The sequence below is a fragment of the Paenibacillus sp. P3E genome (assembly GCF_001909045.1).
Classification (GTDB): domain Bacteria; phylum Bacillota; class Bacilli; order Paenibacillales; family Paenibacillaceae; genus Paenibacillus_AQ; species Paenibacillus_AQ helianthi.
On record NZ_LVWH01000011.1, the window covers coordinates 1 to 16156 of the forward strand.

The following is a 16156-nucleotide window of genomic DNA, read 5'->3' on the forward strand; positions in this document are numbered from 1 at the left end:
TTATTACATACCTCAGTGGAGGAGGTATGTTAACTATATTATGAATGACTGCAGTTTAATTATTAGTTGAGCAAGTCTGTTCGTCATAAGTGAAACTCAATATGATTTAATAAAAAAAAATCATTGATCTTACCAATTGGGCTGCCATCACCGTTCACAAGCAACTTCGGCACGTGTAAAAGGTATGAATACCTGAAGGTGATTTCAATCCGGTCATTCAACGACCGTGTACGCGGAGATTCTATCACCATCATGATGCCAAAGCGCTGTGAAGCCACGCAGGACCGCTGCTGACGAAGGTACAGGAAGAACGGTGATAAGTCAAACGGAACCGGCTCTCCCTGATCTTGATCGTCGTCCCGCTCCATATCGTAGTGGAAGACCAGGCCCACATTCTCTATGATCCGGTCAGCCCCTGGGGTGTGCGCCTTATCGGAAACTAGATCAGTTTCTATAAATACGCTCGGCTGCTCGAATTGTCTGGCCAGCCAACGGGAACGATCTTGAAGAATTGGAAGAACCGGATAGACCTGCTGCACGAGTTCTGCCCAGGCTTTTAATCCAACATCCATCATGATAGCATCCCCTCCAATTCCTTCTCCAGCCGCTTCATGATCAAAGCGTTCATACCACCCTCCAACTGCTGAATGGCAATATCAAAGTAATGCCGGCCGATGAAAGAACGGGGCTTGGCCATAAACCCAGTCTTTGCTCTAGGGTCGTAAACAAACGTTCCATTGGAGGCCCAGTAGCCCGGGACAAAGTGAGCCTTATGGATGGTGTAGCCGTCATTCAGCAGCCTTGGATACCCACGCTTGCCGGGATCACTGCTGCTCGTACCCAAATTAGAGCCGACCTCCAGCGTAATGCTATTCCGGTCCACATCCCACTCCCAGACGTTGCCGTCCTCCCCGCGAGTAAAGGAGTTCCACATGGTCCCGGTGTCGATCAGATCCTGCTCATCAATTTCGTCGATGATAAGGTTCAGCAGCGTCTCGCCAACAGCCTCCGTGATGTTCCGGAGAATTTGATTCACACCGTCGTCGCTAAACTTCTTAAATTTCTTGGCCAAACCATCAAAATCATGCATGTTCACTGCCCTTCACCTCGCAAGTCACCAGCAGTTCACGCCAGTAACGGCGCGGGTTAGAGTCAATCACCAGATACCGGCGTCCGAACAGCAAAACTTCGTCACTGATTCGAACATCCGCTGTCTTCGGAACCCCTATTGTCTTTTTGATAATGTATATGACAGGATTGGATTCTGCTTTGGCATCCGTCTGCGTCTTAACAACGAAACATTTCAGATCCGCGACCTTTCCCGCCTTCCGATCGCTGAACAGATTGTCCGCATCCTGCTGCCGGCCGACCCGGTACACCGAGAGTGGGGTATTCATGCGGTGATTCATAGCAAATAGGCCGTGATGTTCCCATCATCCGGCCCGGACTGCTGCTTCTTGACCCAGAGGAAGAGGATAGAGTCCACATCAGCATTACCCGTGGTCTTTCCCTCCACCGCCAGTCGGGTGTATGTCCAGGCACCATCACTTTCTGCTGAATAGCCCCGTGCAGCGGAAGCCAAGTATTCCTCACTGTCCTGCAGGGCCAGCGATTCCGCCAGCTTCACCCAGGCAAGCAAAAGCTGCTTATCTACCATCGCTGGAAAAGGAACAGGTAAATACAATTCTATCCGGGTCTGTGCGTCATCGATGTACTGCTCAAGCTGGTCACCAGTCTCCTCCTGCACGGCGCTGACACGGCTGCGGATTTTAAGGAGTGTCGTTGTTAGCATTCGGAACACCGCCGCCTTCCAGCGTCTTCAGAGCAGCGATCAGCTCAGGCTTCTTCATGTCAGCAAAACCTTCGATGCTGGCTTTCTTCGCTTTGTCCTTCAACTGTACAACGGTAAGGTCCTCCAGCGGAATCACCTTTTCCTCATTAACTTCAAAATCAGGATGATCACGCAGCTTTTCCAGCACAGTCTTGTCTTGTACAAGCACCGGCTTAGCCGGCTCGAACCGGATACTATATAGCCGAAGGGAGGCATTTTTGCCCCTGTAGGTTACGTATGGCATTAAAATTCCACCCCTTCCACATAAGCCAAGGCCTGCGGTTCTTCGAAGATGGCGTCAAAGTCTGAGTGAATCGCATAGAACCGCTTATCCGTCCAGATTGCTTCCTTGCCCTCAGTCGTCTTACGAATCTGCATATCGTAAGTGTGGACCATGGCAAAGTTCGGCTGATAGGTAAAGAGAATGGCGCCTTCCGGCATACTCCAGACCTCTTCAACATCATAAGCATTGACTTGCTTCGTACCCCCCATAATCTGCAGTTGGATTGATGCACTTGTATCCTTCTCCGCCAGCATCTGAAGACGCTCGCTGAAGGTGTTCGGATGCATGAAATATTTGAACACGCCACCGGCTCTGTTCCGGGTCGGGATCGCTCGCTCTACCTCAAACAAAACCCCAGTTTTCTCTTTAGCCGAAAGTGTTTTCCAATCTAAGTAATGACCGGTGGTACGCGCCTTCTTCAACCACCCATCATTTATGCTCAGAAACTCATAATCCGGATCAGTGTTCGGGGTTGCCTTATCACCATTAAAACCAATATCCTGCATATTCTCACCATAGTTGTTGGCCATGTTCCGCATAATGATATCTTCAGCGTTTTGACCGCGTACCCGCTGCGTCTGGCGGATAAACTCTTCTGTGATGTCGAAAGGCAGTACTACCGGCTCTACTGAATAGGGAATCTGCGGGAAGGTAAGCCCTGGTGTATTGGTCGCCATGATATTCTCTTTTTTACCGCGCATGTTCCGGCCCCGCACACCGACTTTATCGATGGTCCCTTTGGAACTCTTCCGGTTCTCATGACGGATGCCTTTCAAGAAACCATTTGCCTCATACGCCATATCGGTGAAGGCTTCGACTTCCTCATAGTTCAAGGCGTTTTGGTCCATCGTAGTTACAATAGTTGATTTCTGGATGCTAGATCTCGTGATAATACCGTTTGTTTTCATAGTATGCATTCCTCCTTCGAATTACAGGAAGCGTCCGAAACTAACGGCGCCTTCTGATTTGCTGATTTCTTCTTCATCACCTTGAGCGGAGGCTCCGCGGCTATTCTTCACCAGCTGCACATCAGCTGTTAGCGACTGTATCTGCTCACTCAACGGTGCCAGAGCTATGGCAATGGCATCTGTAATCGCAGTCTCTTCTACGGTCGCAGCCGGAGCAGCAGCACCGGCGGGTTGATCACCCTCGACACCTTCCTCTTTCTTCAACTCCGCAATCTCTGCCGTCAGGCCTTCTACCTGCTTAGCGATCGGGGCCATTGCGGCCGTAACGGCCTTGGCAATATCTTCAGTTTTCAATTCGTCTTCCCCCTCGGGCTCCTCTTCTACGGGAGCCGTTTTATTTTTCAATTCAGTTAGAGCAGCGATAGCATCGTCGACGTGTTTCAGGTTGCCGGCTGAAATCTTTTTACCGGCTTTGGCAATCTGCTCCGGCGGCGCGCCGATGGCCTTGATAATGTCGTCCTGAATCAGCACACCTTGAGCGATCTCTACAAAATCCTGTAGCGCCTCCCGAATGGTCTCCGCATCAGTTTCCAGTCCACTCTGCCAGCTGTCCCAATTAAAAAGAACCGAGTTGAGGGCATCCTGCGCCGCCCAAAATTCTCGGTTCTTCCGGTTCTTATGATATTTATCTGCGACCGCGCCTTTTTCAATCAGCCCCAGCGCTTTGGCTATTCGGCTCAAGATCCCCTTGGATACTTCCTCTTCCTCCTCGATCTCTTCCCGCTTACCTACACCCCACATTGAAAAGCCTGTTATCTCGCATTTCTTTATGGCCTCCCAAGTATCGTCGTCCGTCACTTTCACAGCTGCCACCCAGGAGCCCTTCGCGATCTGCTGCTCACCGAGCGTCATGTCACAAGGAGCAATGAAAGACTCTATGACAAATCCCTTGTCGGCTTCGAGATCGTGCTGCTTGTCGATGTTGTAGGTGTGTTGCTTCTCCATAAAGAGATGAGCTGCCTTCTCGATCTCGACTTCATCCATTTGATCGTCATGAGCATCGGCCACATCCGGCTGATACACTACTCCTTTGACAATTCGCTTGTCATCGTCAATTTTGGCAATCTGGACCTGTTTCTGAATGGCATTCTTTCCAGCAGCCTTGATAATAGCAAACGGCACGCCGTTTGCGCCCTTGTCTACCAGAGAGATATGCGTAATCTTAGCGTCTTTCAGTTTAAAGCTCATAATCTGTTCTCACCTCCTTTCATGAAATATCAATCCATCACCGACTGCATTGTGCAACGGCATTGTATAATTTCTTCCGGTCGTCCTGAAGGATCACCAGGGAACATAAGCTTGCTCTTACCGACTTCAAAAGGCTTGTCCAGCGGCTGCACCTGCCGTTCGCCTTACGGTGTGTCTTCCTGGTGCGATCACCCTTCGAAGAACGCCATTTCTTACCGATGACCACCTCGGATTGCTTCCAACCCTCCAACTTACCACCGTTGGCTGCGGCCGTGCTCATGGTTCGGGAAACGGTAATGGACCGCTCTATGTTAAAAGGGCCAGCGTCTCCCTTAGCAGCGGCAGCGCTGACCTCTCTCACCAGCAATGCCCGCTCGGAGGGTGTCTTTCCCTCCTTGATGGCTTTCTGAAAGGCTCGGGTCATGACATCCGCACTAGTCCCGTTCATATCTGGAACAAGCTTCTGCAGGTTCTTAGCGAATCGGGACGCTGCCTTGTTTTTCGTGGACCAGGTCTTATCGGTGTTTAAGACCGTCAGCTCCGATTCGCCGGCAAGATGATACAGCGGCGTGAAGGCATCATATACCGCCTGTTCAAACTGGACTGTGAATAAATCACCGGACTGTACGGACTGTATAACCTTGCCCAGCTCCCCGAGATCAAGCAGCAGCTCCTCGCTGAGTTCCAGAATCGCATCATGCAGCGCCTTCCCCTGAAGATCAAGAATCTCAACAATCCGATTCTCTCCTTGCTTGTAGAGTTCTTCCAGCACCGCGCGCTCTGCATTGGTTAGTTCCAGGCTGTCTAGAAACTCAGTGTCGTCCGCTTTGGCGATGAGCTCCCAGCATTCCTTACACATGGTCGACTACCTCATCATGACTCTGACGTAGCAGACGCTTGGCAATTGTAGCCACACGCTCCTGCAGATCGTTCACATCGGAGTCAGGTTCAGGTACGGTTATAGCCGGCTGGCTGTTCACAAGCTGCGCGATCGGTGTATCCAGGTATTCCGCACTGTACTTAGACTCATCAATGGTTGTATCAAGTACTTCTTCAGCAATAGGAATCAGATCCCGCACCAGCATTATGCCCCGGTCTGCGATAAAGTCCAGCAATGCCTTCCGGTCTTCTGGGTCAATGATGCGCGGCCCGCGCAGGGTCGCCCGCACCCGGAAGATGCCCATAGCCGGAAACAGGCGTTTATTGAAAATCTCATCCATAATCCACTTGCGGTAAGGCTCAAAGACCTGCTCCTCTGCAAACCGCAGCGCGGCCTGCGCCGTAGCGCGATTGTAATCGGAGCTCTGCCCCACCAGAATCGGCGGCAACCTGAACGCGGATAGGATGTCGGCTTTCTTGTCCTTTCCATATTCCAGGAACAATGCATCCTGCTGCAGTAGATCATTCAGTTTGTCCAGCTTGATGGCCACTTTCTCGACCTTCTCATCTAAAGGCCCGCCGGTCTCTTCCCCTATCGCTTCCAAGTAAAGTATGCCGCCCTGCGATTGTGCTCCCTTAACATTCCGCAACAGCTCCATGGATTGCTTGGTCAGCCGGCCATTGGTCACAGTCAGCAGCATGGAAAGCATACGGCCATTGGAGAAATAGGAAACATTTAGCTCCTCAGCCTCCCGGCTGCCGACCACGCCCGGCGCATTCCCAAACCACCGCGGCTCCCCGTAGGGGCCGTCATTACCAAGCTTCAGAGGAATGATCTGATTGCCTTGACCTTCTGTTCCGAAGGATCTGAACCATACTACCGACTGCCCGCGCTTCATGGCGTATTTCCGGGCGTAGATGTCCTGCGAGAACTCCTCGACCTTCTTCGACGACCGGATCAGCCGCGTCCGCTTGATTGTCACCTTGTCAGTTTCCCGGGTACAGCGTACATATTTGGGATTCATCCGGTAGAGTGTCGGGAACTCACTACCCGTGGGCCAGGCGAACTCCACATTCGCATTCCCGCTACTCTCAATGTCCTCAATCAAAGAGCTGATAATCTCATCCGGTGTATCCTCCAGGTTACAGGTCTCCAGAAACTTGTCGGCCCTGTTCCACTCCTCAAGCGCGGTCTGATCGCTCTCCCCCGGGATATATTCCAAAGCAATGCCGTAACCGGCAATGTTCCGCTTGTATGCCTCAATGCACTGCGGGATAATGTTGCTGTTTCGGACCAGAAGCTTGCAGGAAGCAGGGTCGTTGCCAGGAGGGAATGGCAGCAGCCCATGCTGATCATAGAGGTTCTCAAAGCTATCCGGCAGCTGCGCGCTGGAAGGAATGTGCCTATCCTCTGCTTTTGTTATCTGGAACCACTGTGCTTCGCCGCTCATTCGTTATACCCACCCCAAATCATTATCCATTCGTTCCTCTCGCTCTTTCTTCCGTTGTTTCACACGCTGCAGCAGATAATCCGTATGGATACCATACCGGCGCGCGTCACAGGTATGGTCGTTTTGCTTAATGGGCTTGTCCTCACCGCGTTCGGCGGCTTTTTCATCCCATACGTAAGACACCAACTCCTGAAGGGAATTGGTGTTATCGGCACAGATATACAATTCATTGCGCTGGAACCGGTTGGACACCGTCTGAATACCATCCAGTACCGTATTCACAGCAGCCCGGACATTCTTAATATCGCGTTTCTTCAGCTCAATAATAAAAGCCTTTGCTGATGGGTCGATGAAGATTGCATACTCATCGCCGTCAATAAAGGCTTCCAGGTCATCCGCATATTCACCATTCGTTTTCTCACCCTTGCGGCGGATGTTGTGATAATACTCTTCCAGCTCATAATAGATGTTCCCGCGGACTCCGTATTTCAGGAACGCTGTTGGATTATTGGCCCCGTAGTCAATACAGATGAACTTACGGTCAAACTTGGCCGGGAACCAGTCCCGTGCCTTCTTATGGACCGCGTCATCAAACTTGGAGAAGATGACTCCTTCGGCCATGACCCAAAGACCCAGGATGTACCGCTGATAGAAAATCCCGCTGTACATGCGCCGGTACCGCTCACGTACCCGCTCGGAGAGTGACAGGTTATCCTCCATTGTGAAGTGCAAGTGCAGCGCATGCTTCTTCTGAAGCTGATCCAGCCATTCCATCTTAAACCAATGATATGGGCCAGCTGGGTTGCAGTTAACCACAGCTTAGCACCATCCACCGAACAACGGGCGGTCGCTTGGTCTACGAAGGACTTTGGCATGAGTGCCACTTCATCAAAGAACATGCCGGCCAGCGTAATCCCGGCGATCAGATCCTGTGAACTTTCATCTCGGCCCCCAAACAAGAAAAACCGGTTGCTGATAAGCCCCCGGGTAACGGTGAGTACATTTTCAGATCGATTGTCATGAACATGATACCCACGGCTGGCCAGCATACGTTTTAGTGGCCCGACTACGTTACGGCGGAGTGCGCCGATGGTCTTGCCGGTGTCCACCAGGTCAGAACCTTGAGCTGCTTATCGGAGAATGGAGACCACTTGAACGCCGGCGGCTTGAGTTTAAGCTTCGCCATCGTCGCTCCACACTCCCGCCGCCATGCCCTTCAGCGCATCAATAAAGCCATCATCCTCGAAGTCTTCCTTACCGCCACCACCGCTCAGCATCTGCAGCTCATACTCCATGGTCTCAATACGGATACGCTTCTCGTCGTCGGTCAGCCGGTTCTTCAGCTCGATAGCTCGGATCTTCTTATCCTGAATGCGAGTCAAAGCTTCCTCCAGCTTCACAATGTCGTCCAGCTTACGGAAGCCCTTCTCCTCGATCTTCGACTCCATCATTTCATTTCGGCTGTGCGGAATCTTCTTTGTGATACCTGTCTTTTCGTCGTGAATAGTAGCGACTTCTTTGATAGCCTTAAGCTCATAAAAGACGTTACGCTCCGTTTCGGTTAGCCCATCCATCAGGAATTTGATCCGCTGCATCATGCGCCGCTCCCAGATCGTCAGGAGGTAAAGAGATTCATTCGCCTGAATAATCGGGTCAGTATCCACCTGATTGATAAGCTGCTGCTCAGTTTCGGTCAGGGTATCCAACCAGATAGTTTCGTGTTCACCGGTGGTGACGGCCTTCTTGTTGCCAGGCGGCCCACCGGTCCCGCCGTTGTTTCCCTTAGCGTTTTGATTGCCCGGGGGAGCGCCGCCACGATTGCCGACTGCGTTCTTGTTCCCTTTGGGAGCGCCGCGATGTGGAACGTTCCCTCTCGTTTCAATTGGAACGCTCTCTTTGGATTCGGGTGAAACGTTCCCTTTGAGCTTTTCTTCCCAACGATCAACAGACTTCCACTTGCGGACCTTATTTTCGCCAACAAAAAGAGCAGCGGCGATGTCCTTCAGCTTCATCGTCCCGCTGCTCTCCAGCCACATTTGCTTTCCCTTGTCCCGCTCGGGACTGCGTTCTCTAGCCATGCTACATGTCACCACCCCCATACAATCCCAACATTAAGGATATTTATATTTTTTTGTCTTCAATTCGGTAAATTGTCACAGTATCTTTGGGTATCTGACTAACAAATGAATAATCTATCTGGTGATCTTATTTTGAAAAGGATGGGATATAATGCCAGAACATAAAAATTTATTACGTCGAATTGTTTATGATGAGCCATTTTCAAAAACATGTTACAAAAAGGTATTAGGTGTTAAAGTACCTTACCCTTGCTTTGGCATGAAAAGAAAGAAAATAGAAATTTACCTTGTAACGAAGTATCCAGAACAAACTACCCCTGTACAAAAAGCAGCAATTCTTTCTTGTGCAAAAGTAGCTTCTAGCGTAGCACTTGCTGCATTTAAGGTAGCCTACGCAGCAACAGTTGGTTCCACTGGTGGTATTGGAGCAATACTTGGTGGTGTGGCGGCAGGTATTGCTGCAGCTGAAACCGCAGGGAAAAAGTCTTTTGATGAGTGTAAGAAAAAATCTCTTCCGAACGATATAGCACGTCAGACAGGTATATCTATCAGGCAAGAAAAGTCTAATAGAAGTTATGAAATACACACAGACAATGAAATAAGTTCAGCAATCACTCAACTCAGTCATTACAATCATCATAGTGATAATCAAATCACATCACCTTACCCGTATGCTAACTACAATCAATATCAATATCCTTATACTCAGACTACTCAAAGAGATGAAGTGTACTATAACTTGTCAAGTCCATTAAGCGATAGCTCTCCTATCTATATTGAATACCCTGAAATAGAAGAAGAGGTATCTGAGATTGAAACATTTAATTCTGCTGATGATGATAACTATTTCATAGAGCAATAATTATATTTCATCCTTCTGCAGCTCAATATCAATCTCAATCAGCTTCTTCAGATCGTCCACCGTCTTAATTTCAATTCGACCGTCCTGGAAGTCCTTGACCCACTTGGCTATGCCGGCCTTAACGATCTTCCGGTATTGCGCCTTACTTTCGAGGATACCAGCCATAACTTCGAGCTCATGTTGCAATAAAAGTTCATCTTTTGTTCCCATTGCGTTCCCCTCGGCTTCCGTGTATATTTGGAAACGAGACAGCGGATGTCCGAAAATGCCGCGCGCGGCGGGCCGCTGTCTCAGCCGGGGGATACCCTGGGTGATTGGGAGGACGTTAACGCGTCCTCCTTTTAATATGTCTTGGCATAAGAAAACCGCCCAATCTTTAGGCGGTTGATTCTAAACTATAGCGTCACGTAGCTTAACTTTTTATTACTAGATGAAGTAAGGGGAAGGGTCGTCCTGAACTGTCCAATTCCGATCGTCCTATCTGTACAAAACCAAACCGTTTATAGAATGTGTACGCTCCATCGTTTTGCTCATTCACATCAACCTGGAGATTGCTGCCTTTTAATTTTTTGGCATGTTTTATCAATCGACTACCTATACCCCTTCCGTGATATTTGGGATCTACGAATAGCATCTCTATCTTTGTTCCGTCAAGCCCAATAAACCCTGTCGGTTCTTCATTTTCGTTCAATTCCAACCAAATCTCAACTTCATTTAGCGCTCCGTTTTGAAGCATCTGATGATAAAATTCAATATCCTCATCAGTCAAAAATGTGTGTGTATGACACACAGCCTTGTACCAAATATTTATTAAATTATCATGATAGTTTTCTTCATGTGGGACAATTTTGTTTAGCATTACTCAGCCTCCGTATTTCTAATTTGTCAAAAGATTAATCCCCTTGATAAATCTTCTTTTTAATATCATACAGAGTCAAACGTGGAAATGGGAAGCTTTTGCAAAGATAAGTAATCGCCACCGTACTATCCTGTCATTAGCTTAATAAAAAATCAAATACAAAACTTAAGCCTATCTTTAAACTACGGGATCAGTACGACGAATCAGCACGGGCTCAATATCGGTCGCTTCCTGATATCGCTTCTTAATGACATCACAGAAGATCGGATCTAGTTCCATTGTCTGGCATGTCCGGCCAAGCTGGTCACAAGTCATAAGGGTGGAGCCGCTGCCACCGAATAGATCGACCACAATATCCTCACGCTGGCTACTGTTCCGGATCGGTATGGCCAGCAGCTCAAGTGGCTTCTTTGTAGGATGAACATATTTGGTTACATCCCCCTTTGAAACCTCCCAAACCGTTTCAGGGAGTGGATCTTCTGCCGGTAAACCGGACCGCCAGACCGTGGTCTGAGTACGATCGCCGTACCATGCCGGGGCCTTGCCCATCATATGGCCATAAAAGACCGGCTCATGCTTCCAGCGGTATTGTGCCCAGCCGAAAGTGGCCACGTTCTTGACCCAAATGCACTGGCAGCGTACCGCAATCCCTGCGACGTTCATCGCGTCCTCAAATTCCCGCTGATAGGATGAAGGATGGAAGACATAGATTGCAGCGGTCGGTTCCATGGCCACGGCGTACTGTTCAAAGACGGCATGCAAAAAGCCCGCAAACTCCTCTGCGGGCATATCGTCGTTCATTATAGAGCTGCGACCATCGGCAGCCAAGCGGGCTGAGTCGCTCTGTACCGCCACATTATAAGGGGGGTCCGTTACAATTAGAGACGCCTTCACCCCGTCCATCAGTTTGGCAACATCCTCAGCATCCGTAGAATCACCACACATGAGAATGTGCCGGCCAAGCTGCCAAATGTCACCGCGCTGCGTTTCAGGCTCTTTGATTTGATCAAGGGCTCCCTTGACGTCAAATTCGTCTTCCACAACTGGTAGATCAATCTCGGTATCCGACATGCCGCCGAACTCTGTGATCAGCTCTTTGATCTCCTCCGGATCAAAACCGGACAGCGCCAGATCCGCCTCGCCTTCCTGCAGTTCACTCAGCAATTGCGCCAAGGCTTCATCATCCCAGCGGCCAGATACCTTATTCAGCGCCAGATTCAGCAGACGCTCCCGCTCCGGGTCTAGGTTAACTACCGATTCGGCCAGCTCCGTGCAGTTCTGCTCATTGACCAGTACCTTGTACCGCTGATGGCCGCCGACCATGTTACCAGTCTGCTCATTCCAAACGATTGGGTCAACGTAGCCGAATTCGTCCAGGCTACGGCGAAGCTTCTCATACTCCGGATCTCCTGGCTTTAAATCAATTCTTGGGTTGTAGGTTGCTGCGTTAATTTGCTCGATTGATATGGTCTTAAGAATCATTATCCAGAACCCCCGTGTAAGGAATTTTGTAAAAGAAAATTATTCAATGTAACAAAGCATGATGTTCATCACTTACTTTTTTTGTAATTAGCGGTAAGGTCATCTAACAAAATTTAAGGAGGTTTCTTTTGAATGAAAAAACTCTTATTAGCATCATTTGCTGCTCTAATGTTGTCGTTTGGCCTCTTCTTTTCAAACTCCCCGCTTTTTACTCCTACAGCTGAGGCAAAAGCTCAACAGATAGTATATTCAATTCACCTTACCCCTGGTGGAACTTATCAGTTAGGTTCAGGAACAGGATATAAGTATGTTATACTCCAAGGCGACTTTAAGAAACTCACAGTTTCAAGCAAAGGACTAGTTACTGCCACTACAAGCCCCATCACTGACGATGACGGTTTTGTAGGTGATATTTACGTAATTGATAAGTATGGGAATTCATTAGAATTTGTTCATGTATATATTAATTAGTATTAATTTGTTATACAAAAAGTCCACACTACTTGTTTAGTGTGGATTTTTTGTGTTGAGTTGGTTTTTCATCTTCGGTTCGCCAGAAATCCAGCGAGAGACGAACAGAATCAGCCCGCCCTGCTCTTTTCCGCGCATCATCACACAAACGCACGTTCCTACAATCAAGGCCTGAGATCGGCTTACAGAAGGCCGCTTTCAGGCATAAAAAAAGCACCCTAAGGTGCTTATTGATATCTCTTCAACATAATATCACGCAAATGGTCACAATCTGTGATTTTAGACCCTAGCAAGTTCCAAATGTCATCCTGATAGCTCTGAAGATTCTTATCTGTCTTTTCACGTCTCGAATAATCATTACCAAGTATATTCAATCCATCGACAATATTTAATATTAACGAAGCAAGTTCACTGTCTGTCTCAATCGCCGAGCCCAGAAAGTTGTTAACTTCATTTGTTATTTCAAACGTCTTATCAAATACATCTTGAACCTTCTCAGCTTCCATTCCAGCCATAGACCACCAATGCTTATCAAGGGTACTCCTAATAACTGAGATAAGCTCCAGTCTTTTTTTTTCACGTCCTGGCCTTTCGTTCCGTTTTTGCTTCCAGAAAGTATACCAAGCAGCACCAAATGCACCCATTGTACCGACGATGCCTCCCGCAAAACCACCCCAATCGAAACTCAATGCATCTCCTCCCTTCGACATCACAATTCGACGTCTAGGAAGTTTTTACCTTCTGACATTTTACCCTACCACAAAACTGTGCTGTTCCTTCCCAGCGCCCCCATATGCAACCCTTACACTTAGCCGTCTGCTGGGGTGGGTCTTTTAAGCGCCGCAGCTGCTTCCTCTTCAAATCAATTCCCCCAATATAAAAAAGCCGCCCAATAATGAGCGACTTAAGAATATGTATTCATTTCAATCGTGCTATGAGCCTGATCAATAGAGCGGCGTCCGCTCCGCATCCGCAGCAAATGCGCTACGCTCTTTGCTTAAAATCTTTACGGACTTTGTTACAAAGGAGAACAAGACCATTTTACTGACTCAGTGAAATGAGAGTCAAAACCACCGGCAGTGAAAATACGGCTTGAGCACATCTAATCACACATCATACTTTTTATTTCTCACTATTTCGCTTAAGCGCTCGTCTTAGTATTATTGGCTTTTTTAGCAGCTGTCATCTTCTCTCTCATTTGCAAAAGCATTTCGATAAGCTCTTCACGACCGATGAGACGAACATTATTTGACTTTGCAAGCTTGTAAGCCTGCTCAGTATAATCTCTATTTGTTACAACCCAAGCTGCTGAAGCGCCGTAATGCGAAACTGCCCCACGAACCTCTTGTACTGCCTTCAATCCCACATTCTTGCCGTACCTTTTTGCCTGGACTACAATTCGCTTCCCGTCTTTAGATAGGACCAGATCAGCGCCATAATCACCGGCTGCTTGAGTAACTTCAGCTTTGTATCCTTGAGATCGGACGAGGTGGCCAAGGTATTGTTCAAACTGAACACCTTCCATTTTATCAATCTCAGCAATACCAGATTTCTTTAAGCGTTCGGCTCGCTTTTGCCCTATAATAATCATCAATGCAACTACAACAACCACGCCGACAGCCGCTCCAACTATAGCCCCCTGTAAGGTTTTAGTTAAATAGTATCCTCCGAGTGCTAATCCCATTGCTGCTAAGCCAGCCACCCCTTGAAAAAACTCTTCTTCTTGCTTTGCCTTACTCTTTCTTCTTGCCATTTGGAACCTCCGCTATTGAAAAAGCTTAGCTTCTGCAAAGTCTATGAATGTGCTACTACGATAATCTTCTCCTTCTGTAGAAAACTCAATTCTTAATTTAAGCACACCGGATATATCTAACTTGATTTCCCTAGGTAAATCTCCACCTAACATCTCCGGAGATGAGTAAATTTCTTGACCATCAGCTATGATTTTTATTTGTCCAGTATTGGCACTGTCCTTTGAATAATCATCTATACCAATAAAACCTGTAAGCTTCTTATATTTACCATTGAGGTTATATTCTATTGATCCCGTCCCGTTATTCGACATGTAAAACAAATTCTCAAGCCCTATACCATGTAAATATTTATTATCTGCAATGATAAAATTACCATTATTACTTGGAATGCTTGAACCAGCATTATCCCATTTATTAAAATGAAACTTTGTATCTTTCTTGTCTGTACGAGCATAAGATAAATCGGACAAATATTTATAAGTCCCCTCTTTTTTCCCAACCCAAGCTGTTTTGTTCTTACCATCATAGGTGAAATCTTGACCGGAATTTTTTGCAAAAGAACTTGCCGAGACGTACAATTGTCCGTTATAGATAATTGATTGTGACGATTGTTTCTCAACACCATTGAACATGTACTTTACGTTTTCCAGTACAGCATTTAATTTTACATTTGTTCCGGCAAACACAGTAGAACCTGCTACCAATGAACCTATTGTAAGTCCAACCATCAGTCCCTTAAGCTTATCCTTCATCTGCTTTCTCTCCCATGAACTAGTATATTCTTACTAGCCAAGGATTCGACAATACTTTCCTGTATCCTCTCACATTTTTCGGTGGATTTTGTCAATTTTTCGTATTAGCTTTTAGGAATGCAAAAAACGAGAGGAGATACGCTCCGGTTAATGCTACATCGCTGCAGCCGTGCGTTTCACTCTCGCCTGATTTCCACAGTACAAATATATCATGTTAAAACCCTAATGAACGGCATTTATACGGTCATAAGTCGGTCAAAAAATTATTGACTAAACCTTCTAAAGAAGCTTGGGTAATCTTTAGGTTCTACCTCGTTAATATTAGCTCCATGTCGAGTGTAATACTTATCCGTATAAATCATAGGATTAGGAGTGGACTTAACAGTAAATATCAATACATCTTTTTCAAAATAATTTATTATTCTTATGTTCCGAGACAACATATCTTTCGCCTCATCAGAAATAGGCTGTTTTTTTATTTCTTGTATTACCCATCTATAGAATGAATCAAGATCCTTTTTTAAAATCTGAGCTTCATGTCCTATCCCTGTTATAAAGAACCCTCTATAATTCGTTGGTTCAATTCCATATATTTCTTTTATTCGCTGAGCATCTGTAAATTTGTCTGAAACACCCACGCATACATAACCAATTGAATGTGGGCTATTATTAGCCATAGCAGTTAGTGTTTTTATTATTTTCGAAAAACTTTTTTCATCAAAAGCATTAGAAGAATCCAATATTGTAAAACCCTGTTTGAAATCATATAGCGTTTGTTCTGTCTTCGATTGCATCAATAACGATTCGAATTCAGTTAACCATTTATGACTGGCCGGATCTTCCTCAGACTTATTCTTGAAACAACTTTGCAGGATACCTGAAACAGCATTAACATTATCATTTTTATTAGACGCGCTCCAGTTCCCACCTTCAGTTATTTTAATGTGAGAAGCGATGCCCGTTAACTTCTTTTCCAGTTCTGTATAACTACTTATTTGTTTGTTTTCTTTTATTAATAATTTGTGGAAAGCTAAAAAGACAACATGGAAATATCTTGGCAGCTTCAGAGCAGGATCACCAAATACTATTTCTCTAAAATTTTTGGTGCTTATATGTAGAACCGCTCGTATCTCATCATATACATTTATAAATTGTTTTTCTAGATTTTCAATGCCTATTTTTCTAAGTTGTACTTCCAATTCGAATGATCTATCACTCTCTTTCAAACCATAATACTGATCCGAAATTGTTGAACTTGAAGGTGGTATATCAGAGAACGCCATCGCTGCTATTATATC

Annotated in this window: 20 protein-coding genes; 2 read left to right on the forward strand and 18 right to left on the reverse strand. The window is 46.7% G+C overall.

Features of this window, described 5'->3' with window-relative positions; all coding sequences use genetic code 11:
• Window positions 1–83: 83 nt before the first annotated feature.
• From A3842_RS03035 to terS, 11 genes are all read right to left on the reverse strand, one after another.
• Window positions 84–575: a hypothetical protein gene (locus tag A3842_RS03035; protein WP_074100382.1), complete on the reverse strand. Its 492-nt coding sequence runs from the start codon at window positions 573–575 to the stop codon at window positions 84–86.
• Entirely contained in the window at window positions 572–1090 is a 519-nt protein-coding gene (locus A3842_RS03040; protein ID WP_244169764.1) for an HK97 gp10 family phage protein, read from the reverse strand. The genes A3842_RS03035 and A3842_RS03040 overlap by 4 nt, the downstream gene beginning before the upstream one ends.
• Window positions 1083–1397 (reverse strand): hypothetical protein, encoded by a 315-nt coding sequence (locus A3842_RS03045; protein ID WP_244169757.1) that lies wholly within the window; start codon window positions 1395–1397, stop codon window positions 1083–1085. Before A3842_RS03045 ends, A3842_RS03040 begins: the two co-directional genes overlap by 8 nt.
• Window positions 1398–1405: 8 nt before the next feature.
• On the reverse strand, window positions 1406–1792 hold the full coding sequence (locus tag A3842_RS03050; protein ID WP_074100384.1) for a hypothetical protein: 387 nt from the start codon (window positions 1790–1792) through the stop codon (window positions 1406–1408).
• Window positions 1770–2075 carry a Rho termination factor N-terminal domain-containing protein gene (locus tag A3842_RS03055; RefSeq protein WP_074087509.1) on the reverse strand — a complete coding sequence of 102 codons (306 nt, stop codon included), beginning with the start codon at window positions 2073–2075 and terminating at the stop codon, window positions 1770–1772. Before A3842_RS03055 ends, A3842_RS03050 begins: the two co-directional genes overlap by 23 nt.
• On the reverse strand, window positions 2075–3022 hold the full coding sequence (locus tag A3842_RS03060; RefSeq protein ID WP_074100385.1) for a major capsid protein: 948 nt from the start codon (window positions 3020–3022) through the stop codon (window positions 2075–2077). Before A3842_RS03060 ends, A3842_RS03055 begins: the two co-directional genes overlap by 1 nt.
• 21 nt (window positions 3023–3043) lie before the next feature.
• A complete protein-coding gene (locus A3842_RS03065) occupies window positions 3044–4270 on the reverse strand; it encodes an XkdF-like putative serine protease domain-containing protein (RefSeq protein ID WP_074100386.1) in 1227 nt (408 codons plus the stop codon).
• A gap of 37 nt (window positions 4271–4307) precedes the next feature.
• Window positions 4308–5129 carry a structural protein gene (locus A3842_RS03070; protein ID WP_244169756.1) on the reverse strand — a complete coding sequence of 274 codons (822 nt, stop codon included), beginning with the start codon at window positions 5127–5129 and terminating at the stop codon, window positions 4308–4310.
• Window positions 5122–6600: a phage portal protein gene (locus A3842_RS03075; RefSeq protein ID WP_074100387.1), complete on the reverse strand. Its 1479-nt coding sequence runs from the start codon at window positions 6598–6600 to the stop codon at window positions 5122–5124. Before A3842_RS03075 ends, A3842_RS03070 begins: the two co-directional genes overlap by 8 nt.
• A gap of 3 nt (window positions 6601–6603) precedes the next feature.
• The gene (locus A3842_RS03080) at window positions 6604–7374 is read right to left on the reverse strand and encodes a hypothetical protein (RefSeq protein WP_305953367.1); all 771 of its coding nucleotides are present in this window, start codon (window positions 7372–7374) and stop codon (window positions 6604–6606) included.
• A 398-nt stretch (window positions 7375–7772) separates the two neighbouring features.
• Window positions 7773–8678 carry a phage terminase small subunit gene (terS, locus tag A3842_RS03085; RefSeq protein ID WP_074100388.1) on the reverse strand — a complete coding sequence of 302 codons (906 nt, stop codon included), beginning with the start codon at window positions 8676–8678 and terminating at the stop codon, window positions 7773–7775.
• Window positions 8679–8829: 151 nt separating this feature from the next.
• Here terS and A3842_RS03090 point away from each other — a divergent pair, with 151 nt between their 5' ends.
• Window positions 8830–9540 (forward strand): hypothetical protein, encoded by a 711-nt coding sequence (locus A3842_RS03090; RefSeq protein WP_074100389.1) that lies wholly within the window; start codon window positions 8830–8832, stop codon window positions 9538–9540.
• Here the strand turns inward: A3842_RS03090 and A3842_RS03095 are convergent, their stop codons facing one another.
• The 3 genes from A3842_RS03095 to A3842_RS03105 all read right to left on the reverse strand — a co-directional run bounded on the left by A3842_RS03095 (window position 9541) and on the right by A3842_RS03105 (window position 11881).
• Window positions 9541–9750 (reverse strand): hypothetical protein, encoded by a 210-nt coding sequence (locus A3842_RS03095; RefSeq protein WP_074100390.1) that lies wholly within the window; start codon window positions 9748–9750, stop codon window positions 9541–9543.
• Between the two features lie 202 nt (window positions 9751–9952).
• Complete coding sequence (locus tag A3842_RS03100; protein WP_074100391.1) at window positions 9953–10399, reverse strand: acetyltransferase; 447 nt, start codon at window positions 10397–10399, stop codon at window positions 9953–9955.
• Window positions 10400–10576: 177 nt separating this feature from the next.
• Window positions 10577–11881 (reverse strand): site-specific DNA-methyltransferase, encoded by a 1305-nt coding sequence (locus tag A3842_RS03105; protein WP_074100392.1) that lies wholly within the window; start codon window positions 11879–11881, stop codon window positions 10577–10579.
• A 132-nt stretch (window positions 11882–12013) separates the two neighbouring features.
• Here A3842_RS03105 and A3842_RS03110 point away from each other — a divergent pair, with 132 nt between their 5' ends.
• The gene (locus A3842_RS03110; protein ID WP_074100393.1) at window positions 12014–12352 is read left to right on the forward strand and encodes an immunoglobulin domain-containing protein; all 339 of its coding nucleotides are present in this window, start codon (window positions 12014–12016) and stop codon (window positions 12350–12352) included.
• A 227-nt stretch (window positions 12353–12579) separates the two neighbouring features.
• On the opposite strand, the gene A3842_RS03115 is transcribed toward A3842_RS03110, so the two are convergent.
• The 4 genes from A3842_RS03115 to A3842_RS03130 form a co-directional block, all read right to left on the reverse strand.
• Window positions 12580–13041: a hypothetical protein gene (locus A3842_RS03115; RefSeq protein ID WP_074100394.1), complete on the reverse strand. Its 462-nt coding sequence runs from the start codon at window positions 13039–13041 to the stop codon at window positions 12580–12582.
• Between the two features lie 452 nt (window positions 13042–13493).
• Window positions 13494–14105, reverse strand: coding sequence for a restriction endonuclease (locus A3842_RS03120; RefSeq protein ID WP_083609454.1), 612 nt, complete (start codon window positions 14103–14105; stop codon window positions 13494–13496).
• A 12-nt stretch (window positions 14106–14117) separates the two neighbouring features.
• Window positions 14118–14858, reverse strand: a complete 741-nt coding sequence (locus A3842_RS03125) for an NPCBM/NEW2 domain-containing protein (protein WP_074100395.1) — start codon at window positions 14856–14858, stop codon at window positions 14118–14120.
• A gap of 263 nt (window positions 14859–15121) precedes the next feature.
• The coding region (locus A3842_RS03130; protein ID WP_178382282.1) for an AlbA family DNA-binding domain-containing protein at window positions 15122–16156 on the reverse strand (1035 nt) is incomplete at its 5' end.

Bases quoted from the DNA above. Each gene is read 5' to 3' on its own strand.
- A3842_RS03035 (WP_074100382.1), bottom strand. From the start codon at position 575: ATGATGGATGTTGGATTAAAAGCCTGGGCAGAACTCGTGCAGCAGGTC.
- A3842_RS03040 (WP_244169764.1), bottom strand. From the start codon at position 1,090: ATGCATGATTTTGATGGTTTGGCCAAGAAATTTAAGAAGTTTAGCGAC.
- A3842_RS03045 (WP_244169757.1), bottom strand. From the start codon at position 1,397: ATGAATACCCCACTCTCGGTGTACCGGGTCGGCCGGCAGCAGGATGCG.
- A3842_RS03050 (WP_074100384.1), bottom strand. From the start codon at position 1,792: ATGCTAACAACGACACTCCTTAAAATCCGCAGCCGTGTCAGCGCCGTG.
- A3842_RS03055 (WP_074087509.1), bottom strand. From the start codon at position 2,075: ATGCCATACGTAACCTACAGGGGCAAAAATGCCTCCCTTCGGCTATAT.
- A3842_RS03060 (WP_074100385.1), bottom strand. From the start codon at position 3,022: ATGAAAACAAACGGTATTATCACGAGATCTAGCATCCAGAAATCAACT.
- A3842_RS03065 (WP_074100386.1), bottom strand. From the start codon at position 4,270: ATGAGCTTTAAACTGAAAGACGCTAAGATTACGCATATCTCTCTGGTA.
- A3842_RS03070 (WP_244169756.1), bottom strand. From the start codon at position 5,129: ATGTGTAAGGAATGCTGGGAGCTCATCGCCAAAGCGGACGACACTGAG.
- A3842_RS03075 (WP_074100387.1), bottom strand. From the start codon at position 6,600: ATGAGCGGCGAAGCACAGTGGTTCCAGATAACAAAAGCAGAGGATAGG.
- A3842_RS03080 (WP_305953367.1), bottom strand. From the start codon at position 7,374: ATGGAATGGCTGGATCAGCTTCAGAAGAAGCATGCGCTGCACTTGCAC.
- terS (WP_074100388.1), bottom strand. From the start codon at position 8,678: ATGGCTAGAGAACGCAGTCCCGAGCGGGACAAGGGAAAGCAAATGTGG.
- A3842_RS03090 (WP_074100389.1), top strand. From the start codon at position 8,830: ATGCCAGAACATAAAAATTTATTACGTCGAATTGTTTATGATGAGCCA.
- A3842_RS03095 (WP_074100390.1), bottom strand. From the start codon at position 9,750: ATGGGAACAAAAGATGAACTTTTATTGCAACATGAGCTCGAAGTTATG.
- A3842_RS03100 (WP_074100391.1), bottom strand. From the start codon at position 10,399: ATGCTAAACAAAATTGTCCCACATGAAGAAAACTATCATGATAATTTA.
- A3842_RS03105 (WP_074100392.1), bottom strand. From the start codon at position 11,881: ATGATTCTTAAGACCATATCAATCGAGCAAATTAACGCAGCAACCTAC.
- A3842_RS03110 (WP_074100393.1), top strand. From the start codon at position 12,014: ATGAAAAAACTCTTATTAGCATCATTTGCTGCTCTAATGTTGTCGTTT.
- A3842_RS03120 (WP_083609454.1), bottom strand. From the start codon at position 14,105: ATGGCAAGAAGAAAGAGTAAGGCAAAGCAAGAAGAAGAGTTTTTTCAA.
- A3842_RS03125 (WP_074100395.1), bottom strand. From the start codon at position 14,858: ATGAAGGATAAGCTTAAGGGACTGATGGTTGGACTTACAATAGGTTCA.